Source organism: Methylocystis iwaonis, from assembly GCF_027925385.1.
Taxonomy (GTDB): Bacteria; Pseudomonadota; Alphaproteobacteria; order Rhizobiales; family Beijerinckiaceae; genus Methylocystis; species Methylocystis iwaonis.
On sequence record NZ_AP027142.1, the window covers coordinates 2,687,007 to 2,706,271 of the forward strand.

General features: G+C 60.6%; 15 protein-coding genes. 3 read left to right on the plus strand and 12 right to left on the minus strand.

Features of this window, described 5'->3' with window-relative positions; genetic code table 11:
* Nucleotides 1-3: 3 nt before the first annotated feature.
* The 8 genes from QMG84_RS13015 to QMG84_RS13050 form a co-directional block, all read right to left on the minus strand.
* The gene (locus tag QMG84_RS13015; RefSeq protein ID WP_281928385.1) at nucleotides 4-1,017 is read right to left on the minus strand and encodes a DUF1839 family protein; all 1,014 of its coding nucleotides are present in this window, start codon (nucleotides 1,015-1,017) and stop codon (nucleotides 4-6) included.
* Nucleotides 977-1,888 carry an amino acid--[acyl-carrier-protein] ligase gene (locus QMG84_RS13020; protein ID WP_281928387.1) on the minus strand — a complete coding sequence of 304 codons (912 nt, stop codon included), beginning with the start codon at nucleotides 1,886-1,888 and terminating at the stop codon, nucleotides 977-979. Before QMG84_RS13020 ends, QMG84_RS13015 begins: the two co-directional genes overlap by 41 nt.
* Nucleotides 1,889-3,043 carry an acyl-CoA dehydrogenase family protein gene (locus QMG84_RS13025; protein WP_281928389.1) on the minus strand — a complete coding sequence of 385 codons (1,155 nt, stop codon included), beginning with the start codon at nucleotides 3,041-3,043 and terminating at the stop codon, nucleotides 1,889-1,891.
* A complete protein-coding gene (locus QMG84_RS13030) occupies nucleotides 3,040-3,291 on the minus strand; it encodes an acyl carrier protein (RefSeq protein WP_202073671.1) in 252 nt (83 codons plus the stop codon). The genes QMG84_RS13025 and QMG84_RS13030 overlap by 4 nt, the downstream gene beginning before the upstream one ends.
* 71 nt (nucleotides 3,292-3,362) lie before the next feature.
* Nucleotides 3,363-5,138, minus strand: a complete 1,776-nt coding sequence (locus tag QMG84_RS13035) for an alpha/beta fold hydrolase (RefSeq protein ID WP_281928392.1) — start codon at nucleotides 5,136-5,138, stop codon at nucleotides 3,363-3,365.
* A complete protein-coding gene (locus QMG84_RS13040; RefSeq protein ID WP_281928393.1) occupies nucleotides 5,135-6,373 on the minus strand; it encodes a surface polysaccharide polymerase in 1,239 nt (412 codons plus the stop codon). The genes QMG84_RS13035 and QMG84_RS13040 overlap by 4 nt, the downstream gene beginning before the upstream one ends.
* On the minus strand, nucleotides 6,370-8,538 hold the full coding sequence (locus QMG84_RS13045) for a GumC family protein (protein WP_281928394.1): 2,169 nt from the start codon (nucleotides 8,536-8,538) through the stop codon (nucleotides 6,370-6,372). The genes QMG84_RS13040 and QMG84_RS13045 overlap by 4 nt, the downstream gene beginning before the upstream one ends.
* 101 nt (nucleotides 8,539-8,639) lie before the next feature.
* The gene (locus QMG84_RS13050) at nucleotides 8,640-10,166 is read right to left on the minus strand and encodes a lipopolysaccharide biosynthesis protein (RefSeq protein ID WP_281928396.1); all 1,527 of its coding nucleotides are present in this window, start codon (nucleotides 10,164-10,166) and stop codon (nucleotides 8,640-8,642) included.
* 519 nt (nucleotides 10,167-10,685) lie between these two features.
* Here QMG84_RS13050 and QMG84_RS13055 point away from each other — a divergent pair.
* Nucleotides 10,686-11,687 carry a glycoside hydrolase family 5 protein gene (locus tag QMG84_RS13055; protein ID WP_281928398.1) on the plus strand — a complete coding sequence of 334 codons (1,002 nt, stop codon included), beginning with the start codon at nucleotides 10,686-10,688 and terminating at the stop codon, nucleotides 11,685-11,687.
* 60 nt (nucleotides 11,688-11,747) lie between these two features.
* Here the strand turns inward: QMG84_RS13055 and QMG84_RS13060 are convergent, their stop codons facing one another.
* Nucleotides 11,748-12,869 (minus strand): glycosyltransferase family 4 protein, encoded by a 1,122-nt coding sequence (locus QMG84_RS13060; RefSeq protein ID WP_281928399.1) that lies wholly within the window; start codon nucleotides 12,867-12,869, stop codon nucleotides 11,748-11,750.
* A 101-nt stretch (nucleotides 12,870-12,970) separates the two neighbouring features.
* Here QMG84_RS13060 and QMG84_RS13065 point away from each other — a divergent pair, with 101 nt between their 5' ends.
* Complete coding sequence (locus QMG84_RS13065; RefSeq protein ID WP_281928401.1) at nucleotides 12,971-13,855, plus strand: glycosyltransferase family 2 protein; 885 nt, start codon at nucleotides 12,971-12,973, stop codon at nucleotides 13,853-13,855.
* Here QMG84_RS13065 and QMG84_RS13070 read toward each other — a convergent pair.
* A complete protein-coding gene (locus QMG84_RS13070) occupies nucleotides 13,830-14,579 on the minus strand; it encodes a WecB/TagA/CpsF family glycosyltransferase (RefSeq protein WP_281928402.1) in 750 nt (249 codons plus the stop codon). The genes QMG84_RS13065 and QMG84_RS13070 overlap by 26 nt on opposite strands.
* 774 nt (nucleotides 14,580-15,353) lie before the next feature.
* Between QMG84_RS13070 and QMG84_RS13075 the strand changes: the two genes are divergently transcribed.
* Nucleotides 15,354-16,844: a S10 family peptidase gene (locus QMG84_RS13075; RefSeq protein WP_281928404.1), complete on the plus strand. Its 1,491-nt coding sequence runs from the start codon at nucleotides 15,354-15,356 to the stop codon at nucleotides 16,842-16,844.
* Between the two features lie 227 nt (nucleotides 16,845-17,071).
* Here QMG84_RS13075 and QMG84_RS13080 read toward each other — a convergent pair whose 3' ends face one another.
* Together QMG84_RS13080 and QMG84_RS13085 are read right to left on the minus strand one after the other, a co-directional pair.
* On the minus strand, nucleotides 17,072-18,448 hold the full coding sequence (locus QMG84_RS13080; RefSeq protein ID WP_281928405.1) for a TolC family outer membrane protein: 1,377 nt from the start codon (nucleotides 18,446-18,448) through the stop codon (nucleotides 17,072-17,074).
* Between the two features lie 77 nt (nucleotides 18,449-18,525).
* Nucleotides 18,526-19,182, minus strand: coding sequence for a TetR/AcrR family transcriptional regulator (locus QMG84_RS13085; protein ID WP_281928406.1), 657 nt, complete (start codon nucleotides 19,180-19,182; stop codon nucleotides 18,526-18,528).
* Nucleotides 19,183-19,265: the final 83 nt, after the last annotated feature.

Sequence of the window (19,265 nt, forward strand, 5' to 3'; positions counted from 1 at the left end):
CTCTTATCTCGCGCCGTCGAGCGTGGGAAGGAGACCGGCGAAAAGGCGATCATAAGCAGCCGCCATCTCATTCAATGCCTGCGTAGGATCGATCGCCCGTCGCCGGGTCGCCGCCCGCGCCACATTGAATTGCAGCGCCTTTGCCGCCGAGGAAAGCGCGCGGCACTCGTCGCTTTCTCGCGCGAATGCGCCATCGGGCCTCAGCCAGTCGAGATGACTGCCGAGCAGCTCGAAATTCGCGCCAAATTGCCGAAGCGTGTTGAAGACGAAGACGTTGAAAAAAGCAGGCGGTCGCTGTTCGAGGTTTTGCCAGAGCTGCGGAAACGCGGCCGAAAACGCGCTCACAGGATTACGCTGCGGCCGACGCGCCAAATGCGCGCGCAGAAGCTGCTCTGCTTTGTTGCGAACGTCCACCCCCGACTCGCGTATCACCTCGAAACGCGCAAACTCGGCATAAGGAAAGAGCGCATCATCACGCTTCTGCTCTGCCGCATGGCCGAGCACGCCAAGGAAGTCGTCGTTTTCGAGCGCGAACAGGCCGTCATTGTGAAAATAGAGCATTTGCGATTGCGTAACATCGAAGCCGACGATGCCGATCGTCGTTTTCGAATGTTCGCTGCGGTAGGAAATCCCTCGCGTGTCCGGCAGGTAAAAGCTATCGACCTCGATGACGACAATGCGCCCGCGATGCAACTGCGTCTCGATATGGTTTTCGGGGTTGTCGTAGAGAGCCAGCTCATCCACCCGCAAGCCGTACAGAAATTCGAGATCGGCATGCGGAGGCTTGAAGAAAGTGAACTGATCGCCCTCGAAATCCTGACGAACCGTGAAGCCGAGCATGGCCTCGGGCGCAAAGCCATGCGTGGCAATCACCTCGATCCAGAGATCGACATAGCAATTGGTCTGAGGCCAGTCGCGTTCCGGGCGATGCAACGCGTGCGACACATAGCTCGCAGGCGAGACGCGCGGCGCTTCCTCAGAATTGGAGCGCGGCGCGAACTGAAGAAGGCCAGCCATCGGTGTCGAGCCCATGGTGTTTGAACAAGGCGAGCGCCAAGCGCTCCATTCCGAAACCCACGCACGCCGTATGCGCGACTTCATCGGCAGCCGTCTGGATGCCCCAGAGCGAACCAAAGTGGTCCTGATGGTAATTGAAGCTCTGGCAGGCCGTCGGCTTGTCGGCGTCTTCGATCGGAACAAGGAGTTCGAACTTCAGTCCGAGCTCACGCTGGCTGGACGCCATCATGCGCCCGCTGCGACCAAAGAAAGGATCGTTCGCAACGTCGATTTCGAATGGCAGGCCGAGCGCGCCTGCGAATTCCCGGCCGCGATCCAGCCAATCCTGCCGAAAGCTCGTGACAGTCTCCGGCGGGCCGATACGCACAAATTCCCGCATTCGGAACATCTGCATCCGCGCCGGGTCTTTCGACGGCTCGTGACGGAAGCAATAGGATTGCACGTCGAAAAGCAGTCCGCCTGAAGGCAGTTTACCGCGCTGGGCGACGATCGGATAAAGCGGATAGCAAGCCGCGGGCGTCAGCGCGATCTCTGTCGCCTCCTGCCCATCGGTCCATTTCTCGCCATTGTGAATCCGATCGAGCAGCAGCAAGTGGTCGCGCTCGGAGCCTGCAAAACTATGCACTGTCCCTGCGAGCTGGGGAAATGATTTCATGTAGCCGCTCTTTTGAAAGAGCGACAGATTCATCCCCGGCGGAAAGCGGATGACCTCGGCGCCGTCCTTAGCGCCGAAATTCGAGATAAGCGCGTCGATCCCCTCGATGACAGCCTCGAAGCGTCCGCCACGCGCATATAACCCATCGACGCCAGTCGCATGAAGAATGCCTTTGGCGAACAAATTGTCGAGGAAACTGGAACAAGCGCCACACATTTAAGAAAGCCTTGGATCGAGTCGATGGGCAAGCAGCATATTCGACAGGTTCTGATAGATCCGGTCGTTCGAGATCATGATCCGCGCCGAGAGCGCGTCCCGCATATGGCGGCCCACGCTGTGCGGACTGTCGTTCCGGTAGCCCGAGATTCCGGTGATCAACAGCGCGTGATTAATGATGTCGATCGCCGTTTCAGAGGCAAAAGTCTTTAGATTGTTGAATCGGACGCCGAAACTCATCGAATTGAGGTCTTCGTGATTCTCCTGCGCACACTCGAAGCGGGCGAGGCCTTCCTTGAGCGCTGCGCGCATCGCTTCGGCTTTCGTGGACGCCTCCGCCAATCGCAAAGCCCCGGGCGGCAGCCCGCCGCCGCCCTTGCGCGCTTCTGCGCGAACGAAATTTTGAGCGCGCACGAGCGCGTCGACGGCGACGCCATACCACACCGAACCCCACAGAAGGTGGGCCGTCGCCAGCATCGATTGCGCGGCGATTTCGGCGAAATCGGCGCCGAGAATCTGCTCGGTCGGGGCCTTGGCTGTCAGAATGAAGCTGTCACTACAAGTCCCGCGCATGCCGAGCGTATCCCATACGCCCGTGCGCGACAGCGTGTATTGATCTTTGGTGATGGCGGCCATGAGCTGGTCGGAGGCGGCCGCATCGGGCGCACGCCGCGCCGTGACCAAGATGGCGTCGGCTTGAGCGCCATAGGAGATCAAAGCGCCGCGCTTTTCGACGCAAAAATCGCTTCCCTCGCGCTCGAAGGCGCAAACGCTCGCGCGCATATTGCCGCCGACGCCGCCTTCAGTGGTGGCCGAAGCAAGAAGCAGTTGCTCGTCGCTGATGCGGCGCAGGAACCGCTTGCCCCAATCGGTTTCCGCCCCATAAGAGACGAGGCTGGAAACCTTGATCTGATGCATGGCGAAGATCATGGCCGTCGACGCGCAATGCTGTCCCAGTGCGGAGCATACTTCCGCGACTTCGGCAAGCCGCGCGCCGTCGCCACCAAATTCTACTGGGATGAGGAGAGACAGCAGCCGCGCGTCTTTGAGAGCCGCAAAGGCTTCAAAGGGAAAACGCGCCTCTCTGTCGACTTCTTCCGCATGGCGCGCAGCGACAGCGACGACGCTCGAAATACGGTCGAGCGGCGCGCTCATGCGGCGACGCCTTTACCTTTGAGCTCGGAGATGCAGCTCGCGATCATGTCGATCGACGCCCAGCTTTTCCTGTTGAGCATTCTATCCGGAAACTCGATGTCGAATTTCTCCTCGAGCGCAAGCATAAGTTGAACGGCTGCGAAGGAGGTCAGGCCGGCCGCGTAGAGGTCGGACGCTCCGGTGAGCGTATCGACTGACACAGCAAGGCGGCCATGTTCCTCAAGAGCCTGCCGAATGGCCTCGTTCATTTCCATTTCTCCGCCGATACGGACACACAAGTCCGCGTCGCAATGATTGCTCGTCGTTTCCGGCGAGGATGTTACGACGCTTGTCTGAACGAACTCTTTATCGGATCGTCGAGTCGGGCGAGAAGATGATCTCGCAGCCAATCGACGCTTTCCTGCGTCGTCAGATTATGGTCGGCGTTTTGAATGCGCGACCAAGTGACATTGTCATATGCCCGCAGACCGACGCAATTTTTGCCGAAATATTTGGTCAGCTCATCCTCCGCCAAATCTCCCGCGCTCGTCACGAAGGAGATCCGCGTCCCGCGCGCAGCCAATTCCGCCAATCGCTTCTGCGGTTCGTTCAAGAGCTTTTTGCCGACCAACGAGTGAATCAGCCACATCAATTTGTATTTGGCGGAATCCGCGATCCGCCCCAAAACAACCGAAAGCAGCTTGCGGATAGGCGCTTGGCCTTTGAGCAGCTTGATCAGCCCGTCGCGATCGAGCACGCGAGAGAAATATTCCGTATTGCTGCGAGAGTGATATTTTATCAATTCGCTGACCGAGCGCGCGGGGTCGCGGGCGAAGACCACGAGATTGATGATAATCGCTTGTTCGATTCGCGGCTCGCGGATGGCGGCGTGGAAGGCTTGATAGGCGCCCGAACATACGCCAATCACGGAGACTTTCCCCCTGCCTTGCCCCGCCAGCCAATCGACGGCGGCGAGAACATCCGCAGTCTGCACCTGCGTGTATATTCTTTCGCCAAAGTCAATCGGCGCCGGGCAATCGCCAATCCCGGTCGTATCGATGCGAAGCGACGCAATCCCATGCGCCGCCAGAACGCGGGCATGGTCGACGGTCATGCGCCGCCATCCCGTGTGCGGATTGGCGCCGCAGTTGAGAAACAGCGCAACACTCTCGACGCGCGGAGCCAGCGGTTCGCAGAACACGCCGAACACATGACCGTTCGCCATGTGCAGCGGCGTTTCCCGCCACGAAGGGCCCACGAGCGGCTTGGCGGGTTGCGGCGCACGCGGCGTAGAATTAAAGGGGCGCGTTCGATCGCCTCTCCAAGCGACCATGTGGCCGACAATGCCGGAAAAGACCTCGCGGGGATGCTCGGTGATCGTCGGATTGGAAACGAGCTCCTCGTAGCCAGTGTAGGGAACCTGCTCGACGGCCGCGCCAAGAAAGTTGAAATGGTTTGCGAGTTCCTGCTGGCTTTGAACGCGATCGACCAAAAGAACGCGAGGCGCCGGCAAGCTTTCCAACTCGAGGAAATTGAGTTTCTTGAGATCGCCGACGAACGAGGCCGGAAGCTCGAAGCCCAGCATGGTCAAAGACCCATCGGCGCGGGCGGCGATGGAAACGCCAGCCGCATCTGCGAGCATAGTGGCGGAAACACTCAGTTCCCGAACATAAGCACGCCCCTTGGAAAATGACGCAAGGAGAACGAGGCCTTCGACACGCGAGAGTTGTTGCGCCACAAGGATCGCGACGCCCGCGCCGAGGCCCTGGCCAAGCACGATGATCCGGCGCGCTTGCGAGACATCCAGCAGCAAGGCGGCGGCCGCTTTGGCTGCGTCGATCCAATCGTCGAGGCGCCATGGCTCTGTCGAGGCGCCGAGTGAATCACAGACGCCCGGATAATCGAAGCGGAGCGTTGGAAAGCCGGCCGTGGCCAATTCATCGGCCATTTGCCGCCAGCTTGCGCGAACGCATAATTCTTCATAGCCCCAGGCGCTGCACATCAGCACGGCGACGTCGCCCCCGCCCGGATGGTAAAAGCCCGCGCAACCAGAGAAGGTGACAGGAATTCCCCCCTCGGTTGCGGCGCTGAAGGCGGTGGGGATCGTGGCGGTCAACTTTCAACCCCTTCGTAATATTCATCGAGCGCTGCGGGCGCCTCCAAACAGCCGAGAAGATACCAGAGCAGAGCCCCGGTTTTAATCGAATACATTGAATTGCTGATCATCAGCAATGCGATGATGTAAATTGCGGTAAACAGCCGATAGCGCCAGGCCGCTTCATCCGAGACGGGGCGCAGCACGAATAAGCTCCAGAGGCCGATGCAGCCGAGCAGCCCGAATTTGGTGAGCGTGTAGGTATATCCTGAATCGGCGACAAAACGCGTCACCTGCACGAAGCCCATGGCCTCCCAAAAATCGAGATGCGAAAGCATCTGACCGGTCAGAAGAAGTCGACCGGCGAAACCATTGTCCCACGGCTTGTCGGGGTTGAGGAAGCCGTTTACGGCAAGAAGCAGAAGGACGCAGAAGGGCGCCAGCAGGATCGGCAACCGTCCGATATACCGCGCCAGCGGAAACAAGACGAAGCTCGTCAGTGACACCATCAGGCCGAAACGCGCGTCGGCGAGCACGAAAACGGCGGTGGCGGGTAGAAGCTTCATCGCCATGACGAGCGGACGCTCGACATTGCGCAATATGATCCACGAGAAGACAACCGCTCCAAAATTGCCGACCGAAACGGGCTCGAGGAAAATCGACGAAACACGGTGCGGGCCAAGGAACGGCAGGAGCGTTCGCCCTTCCGGCCGAATTCCGCTAGCGAAAAGTCCTGTTCCAGTGGTGTCCGCCGCGGCGGCGTCGACCGTCCCGCGCGCGACGTAATAGGCCAATATGTCGAAGAACTTCAGATAATACGGCAGGAACAAATATTCACAGATTCCGACGACCAGCACTGTCCAGACGCATATATCGACAAGCCGGTCGCCTGCTTCCGGCGAACCGAGACGGCGGCCGAGAAACAAAAAAACGATCGGGATGAGAATATCTCGTATCGCCTTCATATCCAACGCGCCTTGCAGGCTGCTCAAATAGAGCGCGAAGGACACATAGCCCGCGAGGACCGCGTATAAGGGCGGATTGTCTCTGAGGACCAGGAGTAAGGCGAGGCCAAGAAGCGCCATCTCCGACGCCATCACAATTGCGGCGCTGACCCCGAAAATCTTCGTGTTGACGAAGCACAGGATGAAATTGAACGTCAGCGCGCCGAAAACAATCCATCCCGCGAAGCTCGCCCCATAACGAGTCTCGGCGGTGCGTAGCCAGTCGAACGCGTCAGAGTGGCCGGCGCTCACGCCGCCGCCCTTTCGCTGACGAGCATGACGCAAGTTGAATCCGGATATTTCGGCCCGAGCCGATCCGATAGGCTCGCCATGTCGGAAGCACACATATGGTCGCTGTCGACGAGCACGACCAGGCCGTCGGAAATCTCCCTGCAGGCGCGGTCCAGGTTCTCGTCCAGGCCTGCGTCTATCAAGACAATGTCAGCGTCCTCTGTCCAAGGCTGAAGCGCTCGTTCGAGGCGTCCCGCCGTCAAAGAATTCCTGTTCCGGCCCGTTACGTCGCCGAGCCACAAGAATTCGAGCGCCCCGGGGCCAGGGCCGTAGATTGCAAAAGAAGCTTCGAATTCTTCGAACGGCGCCAATTCGAATGTGGCCAATTCGAATGGCTGCACACGGCGTTCCGCGCTCACCAAGCCTTCGCCAGCTTTGCGCCAAAAGCTGCTCGCCGCGCTCCCGTCGAGGTCGGTATCGACGACAAGGGCGCGTCGCTTGTCCAAAAGACAAGCGACGCCCAACTCGAACAATATCCTCGATTTCCGTAAATCGCCGTCTAGCCCGGCGACACATATGATGCGCGCGCCATATCGTGGCGGTATGGAGAGAATCCAATCGAGCAACTGCTCTGATTGGACCTCTATCGCAGGAGGATCGCCGCGCCGGGAAGCCGCAGCATTACCCATCGCGTCCCGGCGCGCAAACACCGCCTGCGCAACGACGGGCAGGCCAAGACGGTCTCCCAGCGAAGCGCCGGCGCCAGCATCCACGTTGTTGCTGGAGAGATCGCGCAGATAGCCGAGCGCCGATCCCAGACCCAGGCCGCAGATCAGCGCGCCTCCAAGTATCAGCGGCAAGGGCGCGCCGCTGCGTTTCGACGCGGGCGTGGCTTCTGTAATGATGCGCGACGTCGAGCTGTCGACGTCCTGCGTTTCCTCGAGGTCTTTGGCGCGCGTCAAGGAGGATTGGTATAGCGCCCGCGTCGCCTCGAGGCCGCGCTCCAAGGCGCGCAAGCCGATTACCGATTCATTCTGGCGGTATGACTTCTGCTTGAGCTCCGTGAGGGTTTTCTCCAGCGCCGCCTCCTTCGCCTGAGCGCGGCGGTAATCGCTGAGCGCGGCGCCGACGAGCCGCGTCAGCTCGTCCTTGATCAATCCGCTCACCGTGCGCAACTGGCGGTTCACGTCGACGACGGCGGGATACTGAGCCCCGAACTGAGTTTCGAGCGCCGATTTCTGTTGCATGAGAGCGGCGTATTGCGCGCGCAATCCAATCAACACCTGCGAGGATTCGGCCTCGCTCAATTGGTCCGTCTCGGCGCGCGAGCGGCTCAGCCGCAACGCCTCCTCGTAGCGCGCATGCTGCGTCGCCGTCTGCGAGCGCGCCAGCCCGAGTTGATAGTTCACATCGTTGAGCTGCTGCTCCTCGGTGAGCTTGCCCGCCTGGCCGGAGAGATCATGTTCGGATTTGTAGCGTTCGACCTTGACTTCCGCTTCCTGGACCTGCCGAGCCAATTGTTCAGCGCGTGTCTGTAACGCCAGCCCGGCGCGCTTGGCCGCCTCAGTGCGCGCATTGGCCTGTTGCGTGAAAAACGCCCGGCTGATGGCGTTCGCGAGGCGCGCCGAAAGCTGAGGGTCCGACGTCGTGACGACGACGTCCAGAATAAGGGCGCGTTCGCCGCGCACTACCTCGACGCTGTCGATCAACTTCGCTAACGCGGCTTCGCGCGCGTCGCCGCTCTTGGCGCCGAATTTGAAAAGCCTGCCGAAAAAGCCGGGCCCGGCAAAACGCGGGTCGTCAGCGAGATGCTCGCTGTCGACGACGGAGCCGAGGACGGCCTTGGACAGGATGAGATAGCGGTACGTTTCGAGATCGAGCAGATTACTGTCGGCGCCCTGGGTTTGCGACGCCGAGTCCGTCTTGGAGACCGCAATTCCACGCGGATCGATCAGCAATTCCGCAGCCGAACGGTATTTCGCCGGCGCGACGACGTAAAAGACGAGTCCGAGCGCCAAGGCGAGGGCCGTCGTCCCTCCGATCCATCGCGCACGCCGCCGAAGAAACTGAATCAATCGCGCCAAATCGAGGCGATCCTGCGGAAGCGACCGCGTCCCGGCCTGGATTTCCGGCCGAGCGCCGAACCTCCCGAGCTGCTTGACGCTTCTGGCCGACACGCGATTCATAAACCCGCTTTCCACGCGACGCCATAAAAACGGGCATCGGTCGCTGGCCACAATTTTAAGAACCACCGGCTTAAAATTCCGCTAACCATATTCGGGGCACCTCACCCGCGTCGCCTGGCCTGAAAGGCGCCGAGCAATGGCGCCGCTCGTGTAGCCAGCCTGTTCGCGACCTTGCTCACCGCCTGGATGTCGCTCGGCGTCAGGGCGCGGAAAGCGAGGATCGCCGCAACGTAAAGAATTGCGCCCGCGGGAATAGCAAGAAAGAGTGCAACAGGCTGCGGCCACAGAACAATGATGGCGCGCGCGGCGATCGCGCAGCCCAGCGCCGCGGCGGTAATTCGAAGGACGGCGCCGAGGGGAAATGGGCACTGCAGCCCTCTCTCGATGAAGATGAAAGCCAGGATGGTTAATAGTCCTTGCACAAAGGCCCGCGAGATCACCGCGCCCTCGAGACCAAAAAACGGAATGACCGTCATTCCGGCCAGGAGGGAGAACAGGACGCCGAGCAGGCCGACACGCACCAGAAAAGCGCCGCGCTCGACCGACATGAGAAACGTCGAGCTTACTGTCGAAATAGCGCCGAGGGCCTGCGCGCCAACAAGGATCGCCGCAGCCGGAGCAGCGTCGGAAAATGCGTCGCCGAAGAGCAGAGGCAAGATAACGGGCGTGATCGCCGCCATGCCGAAACAGGCGGGAAGCAGAAGAAGACTCATAAATCGCACGGCCTGCGCATAGGCCTCTTTGAGGCCCGACTGATCCGAAACAGCGTGGCGTTCGGAGAAATAGGCGAGGAGGCCGCCGGTCATGAGCATCGGACCCTGCACGGCCAGGGCGCATAGCGTATAGGCGGCCGAGTAGAGTCCCGCCTCCCGCGCGCCACGCCAATAATCCAGAAAGGCAAGCTCCACCCGCGACCAGACGATGGTCGAAATGACGCCGACGATCCAGCTATTGACGGCGAAGCGCCACGATCGGCGTTTCAGCTCGTCGGGCAAATCGACCTTGGCGCCGATCAACCGCAAAGCGACGCTCGCCGTCGCCATGCCGCCCACCGCATAACCGAGCAGCGCGCCCTCGGCGCCTCCCATAAGAGCGCCGGCCGCCATCGCGGTCAGTTGGATCGGGGCCCCAAAAGTCGTCAGCTTCGCGGCTCGATCGAAGCGCTGCTCTCCCCGGAGCGTGGATAGGCCAAAATTGCCGATGGCCTGACACGCGAAGACAAATCCCACAACGAGCCAGATCGAATCCGGAGAGCTGGACAGAATGCTGAATCGCACATGGCCGCGCAGCCATTCGGCGCCGCCGACGCCCAGAGCGACGCATAGGCCGACGACGATCGCCGTCGTCAGCAACACCATTTTCAAAAAATAAGGAGCAAACGCGCGCGCCTCCAGGTTTTGTTCGCGCGCGTTCAACTCGGGAACAAAACGGGATACTGTGAGAGGCAGTCCCAAATCGGCGAAAGTCACGGCCGTCCCGGCAAGCCAGATTCCCATGCTGACAACGCCAGAACCGACGGGACCAAGCGTCCGCGCCACGATGACCATCCCAAGGAAGCTGCCCAGAGCCGAGCTGAGGCCGGCAATCGTGCCGAAGATCGAATTTCGCGCGAAACGGTCGAAGGACATAAAGTTTCGTTTACCTTTTCGTTTCGAATCCACTTAGAACGCCGCGCTCAAGCTCGAGCTCGAGATAGCCCGAAAGCTCGGCGAACAAGTCGTCCCACCCTACGCGTAACCTCTTTACTGCGAGGCCGGCCGAAAAATTTCATCGAGCGGCCGACGTCGATGATCGAACCCGTCATCAGAGATCAAGGGACACGCCATTCACTCACCGCTCTCTTCCTGCAGCGCAGTCGTGAACGCTATGTTACATATTTAATCTAAACTCCGGAATCTTGTTGGCGGACGGCTGAGGAAACGCATCATAAACCTGGTTGTTTACGAAGGTAAGAAATGGAGCGCGATCAAATCCGCCATTAACGAAACCACGCAATTTCGAGAGAATGTTCATGTTGCAGCGCGAATGGACGCCGTAAAACGTAAAATCGTTGCGGCGTGCGCCTGCCGGAAAGCGACAGAATCTTGCGATCAAAGCTCCACTTTTCCATTCCGTCTCGTCTCGAGTCCGCCACGCGAAAGCGCGCTTTGGCGCTCTTCTCGAGACTGTCCGCCATCACCCTCGCGGCAAGCCTCGTCTTCGCGCCGGACGTCGCTCTCTGCTCGGACGCGTGGAGGACGGGCGTAAATCTGTCTGGCGCGGAGTTGAATCCAGGGCGCAACCGCCCAAACATCGATTACGTCCTGCCGACGACGCAACAGATCGACTATTTCACCGCGCGAGGTTTGCTCACGTTCCGGATTCCCGTGCTGAGCAGCCGACTGTTCGTCAGCGATAAATCGATCGTGACCGAGGATTGGCGCGCCCTTGTCGGTTTGATCGATTATGCGGCGCGCAAGGGCGCCGACGTCATCATCGATCTCCATCAGTATGGCGCGATCGACTCACGGCTCATTGGCCGAGACGCTTCAGCGACACAAGAGTTCGCCGCCGTTTGGGGTGAGATCGCCGCGCGGTTACGTGGCCGTACCAACGTCATTTTCGGTTTGATGAACGAGCCGCACGAACAATCGGCCGCCGAATGGTTGACCGGCGCCAACGCTGCAATCGCCGCCATTCGGAAGAGCGGCGCCCGTCAGCTTATCCTCGTTCCTGGCTCCTATTGGAGCGGCGCGCATTCCTGGACCAAAACCGACAATGGCGTCGTCATGACGGGCGTCATGGACCCAGGAGACAACTTCGCCTATGAGCTGCACCAATATCTCGACGCCGATAGCTCCGGCACATCGCCTCAGGCGAGTTTGGGCGCCGGCAAGGCGCGTTTGAAAGAGTTTACCGAATGGGCGCGCGCCCGCCACGCCAAGGCGTTTCTCGGGGAATTTGGATTCGCGGCGACGCCGGAAGCGTTGGCCGAAGGTCGTGCGATGCTCGACTTTATGGCGCAGAACCGCGACGTATGGATCGGTTGGGCTTATTGGGCGGCGGGCGCCTGGTGGGGCGACTATATGTTCTCGGTTGAACCAAAAGACGGCCACGATCGGCCGCAGATGAGCGTACTAAGCGCCTACGGACGCGCGCGCCGTCGCTGAGGCGCAAGCGCGAACTGCCCAAGAACGACATTCGCTCAGCGGCGCGCTCGCCGATCCGCCTCATCCACTGGCGCGCCGCCCGAGAACGTCTCTATAAATCGTTTGGTATTTCTGCCCGACCTGCGGCCACGTGAATTTTTCCGCAACCTTGATCCCGTCGTCGCGCAAGTTCGGAGATGCGGCAAGATCCGCGAATGCGCCTCGAACGGCGGCCGCGCTTGATCGGGAGTCTTCATAATCGACGATGCGAACGGCGCCGTGCTTCGAAGCAAAACCGCGGTAGGCCGCGTTGCCATGGACGACCGGAAGGAGACCTGCGCTCAGCGCTTCGACGAGCGCTATGCCAAACCCTTCATGCTCGGAGGCGCTGACGAAGATGCTGGATTGCCGGATCACCTCTGCGACGCCAGCGTCGTCGAGCCCCAGATAGCATTCCACTTTGGCATCGAGGCCGCGCGCGGAAATCTCCTTGCGTAAGCGTTCGCCCGACCAATCGGACTGAGTTCCGACAATATGCAGCCGCCACTCATCATCCTTGGCCGCCAAGGCCGACATCATATCGAGAAGACGGTCGATCCTTTTGTTATCGGAGAGCCGCCCGATCGTTATCATCGCTTTGACCGGTTCGGCGCTGGCCAGATTTGCGAATTTTGCAATATCGACCCCGTTCTCGACGAGACGCAGATTAGCAGGCGATATACCCGCAAACATCTGATAGTCGCTCTCGCTGCAAGCTGCGATGGCGCCATAAAAGCGAGAGGACAGCCGCGTCACGGTATTGAACCAGATTTGCTTGAGCAAAGAGTTTTTGGACGTATGGAAGAAGCCGCCATGCGTGGTCGCGACAAGCGCCCGACGACGCACACCAAGAGTCAGGGCAAGAAAATCGAAGAAAAAGTCTATTGCATGCACATGAACGATCTCCGCGTCGCCAATGTAGCCGAGTACGCTCGGCGCCAAGGGGTAACGTGACGACCCACGAAAAGGGATGCGCTGGATGGCGATCCCTTCCCGCGTCTCGCGCTCAGGGAGCTTCACGCCCCGGCGCGTAAACAATTCGTCCAGCGTAACGATGCGGACATCGTCGCCTTTGGCGATCTGCTCGAGCGCGAGCCTGCGCACGAATTCTTCCAACCCGCCATTCGAAGGCCAGAATTGACGAACGACATGAACGATCTTCATTAGCGCCCGCCGTCTCCCCATGGCATTCCGCCGAATTTAGCGAAGGATTTACGGGGAAAATGATAAAGATCGACCTAACTACTTTCTAGAAGGCAGAATTCATGCGCAGCGCTAATGGGCCGGCAGAGAGTCTCGCATCCGGGAGCCCGAGCCTATCACTCATCCTTTGCACGGTCGGCCGCACCGCGCCGCTCGGCCGGCTGCTGGAGTCTCTTGCCCGGCAAACGCGCCACGACTTCGAGGTGATTTTGGTCGACCAAAATCCGCCGGGCGCACTCGATCCCATCCTCGCCGACTATGCAGGCAAGCTCAAAATCTCACATTTGACCTCGCCGCGCGGTCTCTCCCGAGCCCGAAATGTCGGCCTTGCGGAAGCGAGAGGAGCGCTGATTTGCTTTCCCGACGACGATTGCTGGTATCCGGATGGGCTCATCGCCGACGTCACAGAACGCTTCACGCGAAATCCTGACATCGAGCTGATCATGGGCAGGACCGTCGACGCCTCGGGCAAAGACTCGCTCGGGAATTTTCTGACGGAAACAGTTGCCGTCGATCGCCACAATGTGTGGTTCTGCGGCAACTCCAACACCATCTTCTTGCGCGCCGAACTGGCTCGCAAAATCGGCCCGTTCAACGAAGAACTCGGCGTGGGCGCGTCGACGGCTTTCAAATCGGGCGAAGAGACGGATTATGTGCTTCGGGGACTGAGCCTCGGCGCCGTCGCCTGGTTCCAAAGCGATCTGATCGTTCATCACGATCAGGTTGGCGCCGGAGGAGCCGGCGCCTCCCTCGAACGCGCACGCGCCTATGCGCCCGGATTTGGCCGCGTGTTGCGGCTCCATTACGGCGCGGGCTATTTTCTTTGGCGTTTGGCGCGGATGTTCGCGCGCGCCGCACTCTCGCTCGTTGCGCTCGACTTTACGACAGCGCGAGACAAGCTCGAATGGATGCGCGGAACGATCAAGGGCTATCGAGCGTCGCTTTGATCCGGAACACCAACACCGCCCAGGCAAAAGTGATTGCCCCCACGGTGTAACGCGCCATCAGCCGACGCGGCTCGTTCTTCAGCCGAAACAGCCATTCGAGACGCGCTTTTCGCATCCAGAAAGGCGCGCGAGGCATGCTCTCGGACAGGAAATCCAGCAGCGCGCCAACGCCGAAGACGAGCTTGCAATTCAGCGCCTGCGCATTTCTGTGCATGAATAGTTCCTGAAGCGGGTTGCCCATGGCCACGAGGAGCACGTCCGGCGCCTCTTTGGCGATCAACGCGACGATCTCCCGTTCCTGCTCTGCCGAAAAATAGCCGTTGCGCACGAAGACGACCTGATGCCGCGGATAGCGCGCCGCCAGGCTCTTCGCCGCCCGATGCGCGACTCCCGGTTTTCCGCCAAGGAGAGCAATGCGCAGGGAGTGTTTCGATTTGGCGAGAAAGGCCGGAATGAAATCCGTGCCATTCAAATTTGCGGGAAAAGGCTTGCCTGTGATCAGCCTGGACGCGATGTCGAGCGCCACCCCATCATTGAAAAGAAGCATGCGTGATAGGGCCGCCCGATAGGTTGGGTCGAAAAGGGCTTGGCTGACGCAGTGCGCATTACAAAATGCGACGCGCTTCGGAGAGTCCTTCTCCAGCGCCTCGTCGAGTTGTTTCAGTGCTGCATCGACGGTCAGGTGCTCTACTCTGATCGGCCCCAGGATGAGCTCGTTGGGCATTAGGGAAACTCACACGCCAAATGAAATCCGCAAACATTTAAGCTATAGATCGTTTGCTCGAATTTGAATAGAATACGGACAATTTTAGGTAAATTTTTCTCTTAACCATTCGAACAGTTGGCAGATAGACAGCGCTCGTCAGAACACATTGTTTTTTAATATGTTTTTTGGACGCGTTTTTGGCGACTTCTCCAACTCCGGCCGTTTTGAAGCCGGGGAATTTTGCCGCTGCGAGGCAACGTGCCGCACTTGATGAGCCCGAGAGCGGCGCGTCGACGTCCGGGAGGCAACCGCCGCTCCGCCCCTCGGCGGGTCGCAATCAAATACCCGCCCTCGACAAAGTGATGCGAGATCCGTTTGATTGGCCCTTCTACAAACTACTTCGCCTCGGGGCTCGGCGGTTTGATCTCCGGCGTCGAGCGAGGGTCCATCTTCGGCGCTGGTTTTACAAAGGAGGGATCGACGTCCTGCTTCGGTTTCAGGACGCCTTTCTGCCTATCGAGGCGCTGGCTGAGGGTTTCGTCGGCGCCAGACGGCTCTCTTTTTGGCTGGGCCTCCTCTGCAGCCAGCGCCCCAACGTATTGGGTTGCCGCGAGGAGCACGAAAAAGATTTGGATCGGTCGCATTGTGCCTCCGGATCGCCCGCCCGCCGGATAGATAGAAGATAGAACATTGGGGAGGCGCCGCGGATCGTGGAAAATGACGAAAAAATGCAGTCGGCGGCGTTTCTCCGCGACGATATGCTTTCTGGACGAGTTCACGAGAGGATGCGGCATGATGAGATTTGCATCGATCGCGCTGGCGGCGGCGCTCGCTGTCTGCGCTTCTCCGCTCGCCAGCGCCGAGAGCCAGAAACACCCGGAGGAACAAGTTGTTGCGCGGGGGCTGCCGGCCGAGGCGGTGACATCTCACATCATCTCTCTGCAAGGCGAGCAGGTCGCGTTCACCGCGCGTGCGGGAGCCATTCGGCTACGCGACGCCAAGAGCGACGCGCCCCAGGCCGACGTCGCCTATGTATCCTATGAGCGCAACGGCGCCGACGCCGCCGCGCGCCCGGTCATTTTTGTCTTCAACGGCGGGCCAGGCGCCGCCTCTGCATGGTTGGGGCTGGGCGCCCTTTCGCCCTGGCGGCTGCGCTTCCCGGCGGACGCCCCCTCCCCTTCCCGAGCGCCCGTGCTTGCCGACAATGCGGAGACATGGCTCGCCTTCGCCGATCTCGTCCTGATCGATCCGCCTGGGACGGGCTACAGCAAATTGTTGTCCGACAGCGACGACATCGAGAAGCGCTTTTTCTCCGTCGACGGCGACGCCGAGGCGCTCGCCGTCGTCATGCGCAAATGGCTCGCCGCCAGGGGCCGTCTTCTGTCGCCAAAATATATTGTCGGCGAAAGCTACGGCGCTTTTCGCGCGATTAAAGTGCTCGCGCCTTTGAGGGAGCGCGAGAACATTGGCGTCGAGGGTCTTTATCTGGTGTCGCCCGCGCTTGATTTTACTTGGTTGCAGGGCGGGCGCAATCTTCTGTCTTACGCGGGTCTGCTGCCCTCCATGACCGCCGTCGCGCGCGGCTCTAACGGGCGGACCGAGCTGGCGGACGCCGAAACCTACGCTGCGGGCGACTATGTCGTCGACCTGCTCAAAGGCGCCAAGGATGGACAAGCGCTCGCCCGCATGAACCAGTCCGTCGCACGCTTCACCTTGCTCGACAGCCATTTCGTCTCGCGCCTCGGCGCCCGTATCGACGCGAAGAGCTTTAGCCGCGAACGCGGTCGCAACAAGCAGCGCGTCTCCAGCGCCTATGACGGCGGCGTGGAGGGTTACGATCCCACGCCCTTTGCGCCGGTGAGCGACTGGAGCGATCCAGTTCTCGAAACATGGCGCACGCCGCTCGGCGCAGCCATGATGCGCCTCACCCAGGAAAAGCTCGCCTGGCCGATCGGCGAAGCACGCTATTTCATCCTCAATGAACGGATCGCACGCCGCTGGGATTTCGGTCATGGCGGACGCGAGAACGCCGAGGTTGTCTCCGATCTGCGTGACGCCTTGGCGCTCGATCCCAGACTGCGGGTGTTTGTCGTCCATGGCGTCGCCGATCTCGTGACGCCCTATTTCGCCACCAAGCTGATGCTCGATCAACTGCCCGCCTATGGGGACGCCGACCGTGTCCGCCTCATCGTGCTGAAAGGCGGGCACATGCCCTATCTGCATGATGAGTCGCGCGCGGGCATGCGCGATGCAGCGCGAAAGCTGGTCGAGGGCCAACACTGAAGATCAGGCGCCATTCCATTTTCGTTTGAACAGCTCGCACCGGGCGCGTGTTTTTCCCGGCGGGCAGCCACAAGAGCGCTGGTTTTGCCCGCAGCGATGCGGCCCTGGATTGCTTCGTCGGCTCCGCCTCCTCGCAATGACGGCGGTGTTCCCTGTGTGTCCAAACGGCGCGAGCGTCGGTGATGGCGCCGAACCAATCGAGCGGAAGTAAAAAGCGCCCTCGTCGATTACGGACCGCCCAGCGTTTCGACGCCGAACCATTTGACTTTGACCTGATCATAATGGGCGCTCGGATCGTAGATCGCGACATCGAGATTCAGAGTGTCCGCTGAAAGCCGCCCGATGGAGCCGAGAACGGCGTAGGACGCGACGACGAGATCGCGTTGCGCGACAACGATCGCGACGCGCGTGTTCAGGAGCGCCTGCTGAGCATTCAAGACATCGAGCGTCGTGCGCCTTCCGACTTTCGCCTCGTCCCGCACGCCAATGAGCGCAATCTCCGCCGCTTTTTCGGCGGCGCGCCAGGACGTCAGAGACGCCTTCGCCGTTTCGAGAAGCCCGTAGCTCGATACCACGCTCGCCCTTACGCTGTCGCGTTGCAGATCCGCATTCAGCCGCGCCTGTCCGAGACGCTCCTTGGCCTGGCGGATCGACGCATATTCGCCGCCGCCCTGATAGAGCGGCACATTGAGCTGCCCGACGACCGCGGCGGCAAACTGGCGCGTGCCTGGGACGCCCAGAATCGCGTCGCGTTCGTTCGTGAGCTGCGCGCCAACCGATAGAGTTGGCGAAAGCACGCTTTCGGCCGCCTTCACAGCCTGTTCCGCTGCATCGACCTGATGCAGGGCCGCGGTCACGCCCGGATGTTCGGCCAGCGCGACGGTAATCGCTTGGTTCAGGGATTTTGGCAGCAAGGGCTCGACCGAGGGGCTCGGCTCCAGGCGCCTTGGCTCGTTGCCGATAATCTGGCGGTAGCCGGCGATGCTGGTCTTGAGTTGCGCCTGAGCCGCGTAAAGCTGTGAGCGCGCCTGCGCCAATGATGCCTGCGCTTGCGCGACATCGGTCTGCGTGACCGCGCCCACGCTGAAACGGTCGGCGGTCACTCTGAGCTGCTGCTCCAGCACCGAGATATTATTCCGACTCAGGCGCGTTATCGCCGTATCGCGCAGGACGTTCATATAAGCGGCGGCGCCGTTCTGGAGGACGGCCTGTTCGGTGAGACGCAGGGTCGAACGCGCGGCGAAAACACTCGACTCGGCCTGCCTGAAGGCGCTTTCGGTGCGCCCCCCATCGAAAAGGGTCTGCAAAACAGCGAGCGTCGCGCCGCGAGGAAAGCTCGAGAAGGCGTCATCGACAAACTGGCGTTGTCCGTTCGCAGATCGGCCCGCCGGGATTTTGATCGCCCCAACCTGCCACCCCGCCGTCGCTTGAATGCTGGCTTTCGGGCGCTTGCCCGCAAGCGCTTTCGGCGCTTCTTCGTCCTGCGCGCGAACGCTCGCCCGGCTCTGGTTCAAATCGGGGTTTTCGACATAGGCGCGCGCCAAAGCCGATCGCAGGCTCTCGGCATGAGCCTCGATTCCGCCGGCGAATATCGAGCCGCTCAAAACCGCGCCAACAAGGAGACGGCGCCTCGCCAAGCTGTCCGAGCGCGCGATTCCTCGCTTGTTTTTCACGGCTCTTCTTATTCCTCGAAGAGAAGATCGAGATTGGCGTCGAAGAGCGCCCCGATATCGAGGGGCTGTGACCTGTCGAGCAAGCCATTGTGAACGATCCCGTACCAGATCGGCGCAATCAGCAGCTCCGGATTGTCCACCAGCGCATCGGATTTCAATTCGCCTTCCTCGCGCGCCGATCGCACAAGGTTGCGAAGCTGGTTCAGCAAAGGATCGAACATCTCGCGGCGGTAGATTTCGACGAGCACGGGAAAACGCACGCCCTCTGTCAGGACGAGCCGCGCCAGGGCCGCGCGTCCCTGACGCTCGACCACCTGCATTGCAGGCGACATGGTGCGCCTGAGAAACGCGCCCACCTTCTCGCCCGGCGCCCGGTTGGCGGCGTTCACATCGACGACCGCGCCAGCGATCTCCTGCCGAACCACGCCCTCGAACAAGGCTTCCTTCGTCGGAAAATAACGATAAGGCGTGCCCTTTGCGACGCCCGCCCGCCTCGCGACCGCATCCATGGTCGCGCATGCAAAGCCTCGCTCCAGAAACTCCGCGAGCGCCGCTGAAACGATCGCGCGCCGCGTCTGAGTCGTTTTCTCTACGCTCGGGCTCCTCGCCCGCTGCCGCAGCTCTTTCTGCGGAGCGTCGCCTCGCCGCTGAGCGCCAGCCGCCATCTTGAATGCTCCCTCTCTTGACACAAAATGACTAACCGGTCATTTTTATAAAATCAAGAGGGTTGGCGAAGCCGGCCCGATGA

Coding starts and splice junctions, on each gene's coding strand:
- QMG84_RS13015 (WP_281928385.1), bottom strand. CDS start 1,017: ATGGCTGGCCTTCTTCAGTTCGCGCCGCGCTCCAATTCTGAGGAAGCG.
- QMG84_RS13020 (WP_281928387.1), bottom strand. CDS start 1,888: ATGTGTGGCGCTTGTTCCAGTTTCCTCGACAATTTGTTCGCCAAAGGC.
- QMG84_RS13025 (WP_281928389.1), bottom strand. CDS start 3,043: ATGAGCGCGCCGCTCGACCGTATTTCGAGCGTCGTCGCTGTCGCTGCG.
- QMG84_RS13030 (WP_202073671.1), bottom strand. CDS start 3,291: ATGAACGAGGCCATTCGGCAGGCTCTTGAGGAACATGGCCGCCTTGCT.
- QMG84_RS13045 (WP_281928394.1), bottom strand. CDS start 8,538: ATGAATCGCGTGTCGGCCAGAAGCGTCAAGCAGCTCGGGAGGTTCGGC.
- QMG84_RS13050 (WP_281928396.1), bottom strand. CDS start 10,166: ATGTCCTTCGACCGTTTCGCGCGAAATTCGATCTTCGGCACGATTGCC.
- QMG84_RS13060 (WP_281928399.1), bottom strand. CDS start 12,869: ATGAAGATCGTTCATGTCGTTCGTCAATTCTGGCCTTCGAATGGCGGG.
- QMG84_RS13065 (WP_281928401.1), top strand. CDS start 12,971: ATGCGCAGCGCTAATGGGCCGGCAGAGAGTCTCGCATCCGGGAGCCCG.
- QMG84_RS13070 (WP_281928402.1), bottom strand. CDS start 14,579: ATGCCCAACGAGCTCATCCTGGGGCCGATCAGAGTAGAGCACCTGACC.
- QMG84_RS13075 (WP_281928404.1), top strand. CDS start 15,354: ATGATGAGATTTGCATCGATCGCGCTGGCGGCGGCGCTCGCTGTCTGC.
- QMG84_RS13085 (WP_281928406.1), bottom strand. CDS start 19,182: ATGGCGGCTGGCGCTCAGCGGCGAGGCGACGCTCCGCAGAAAGAGCTG.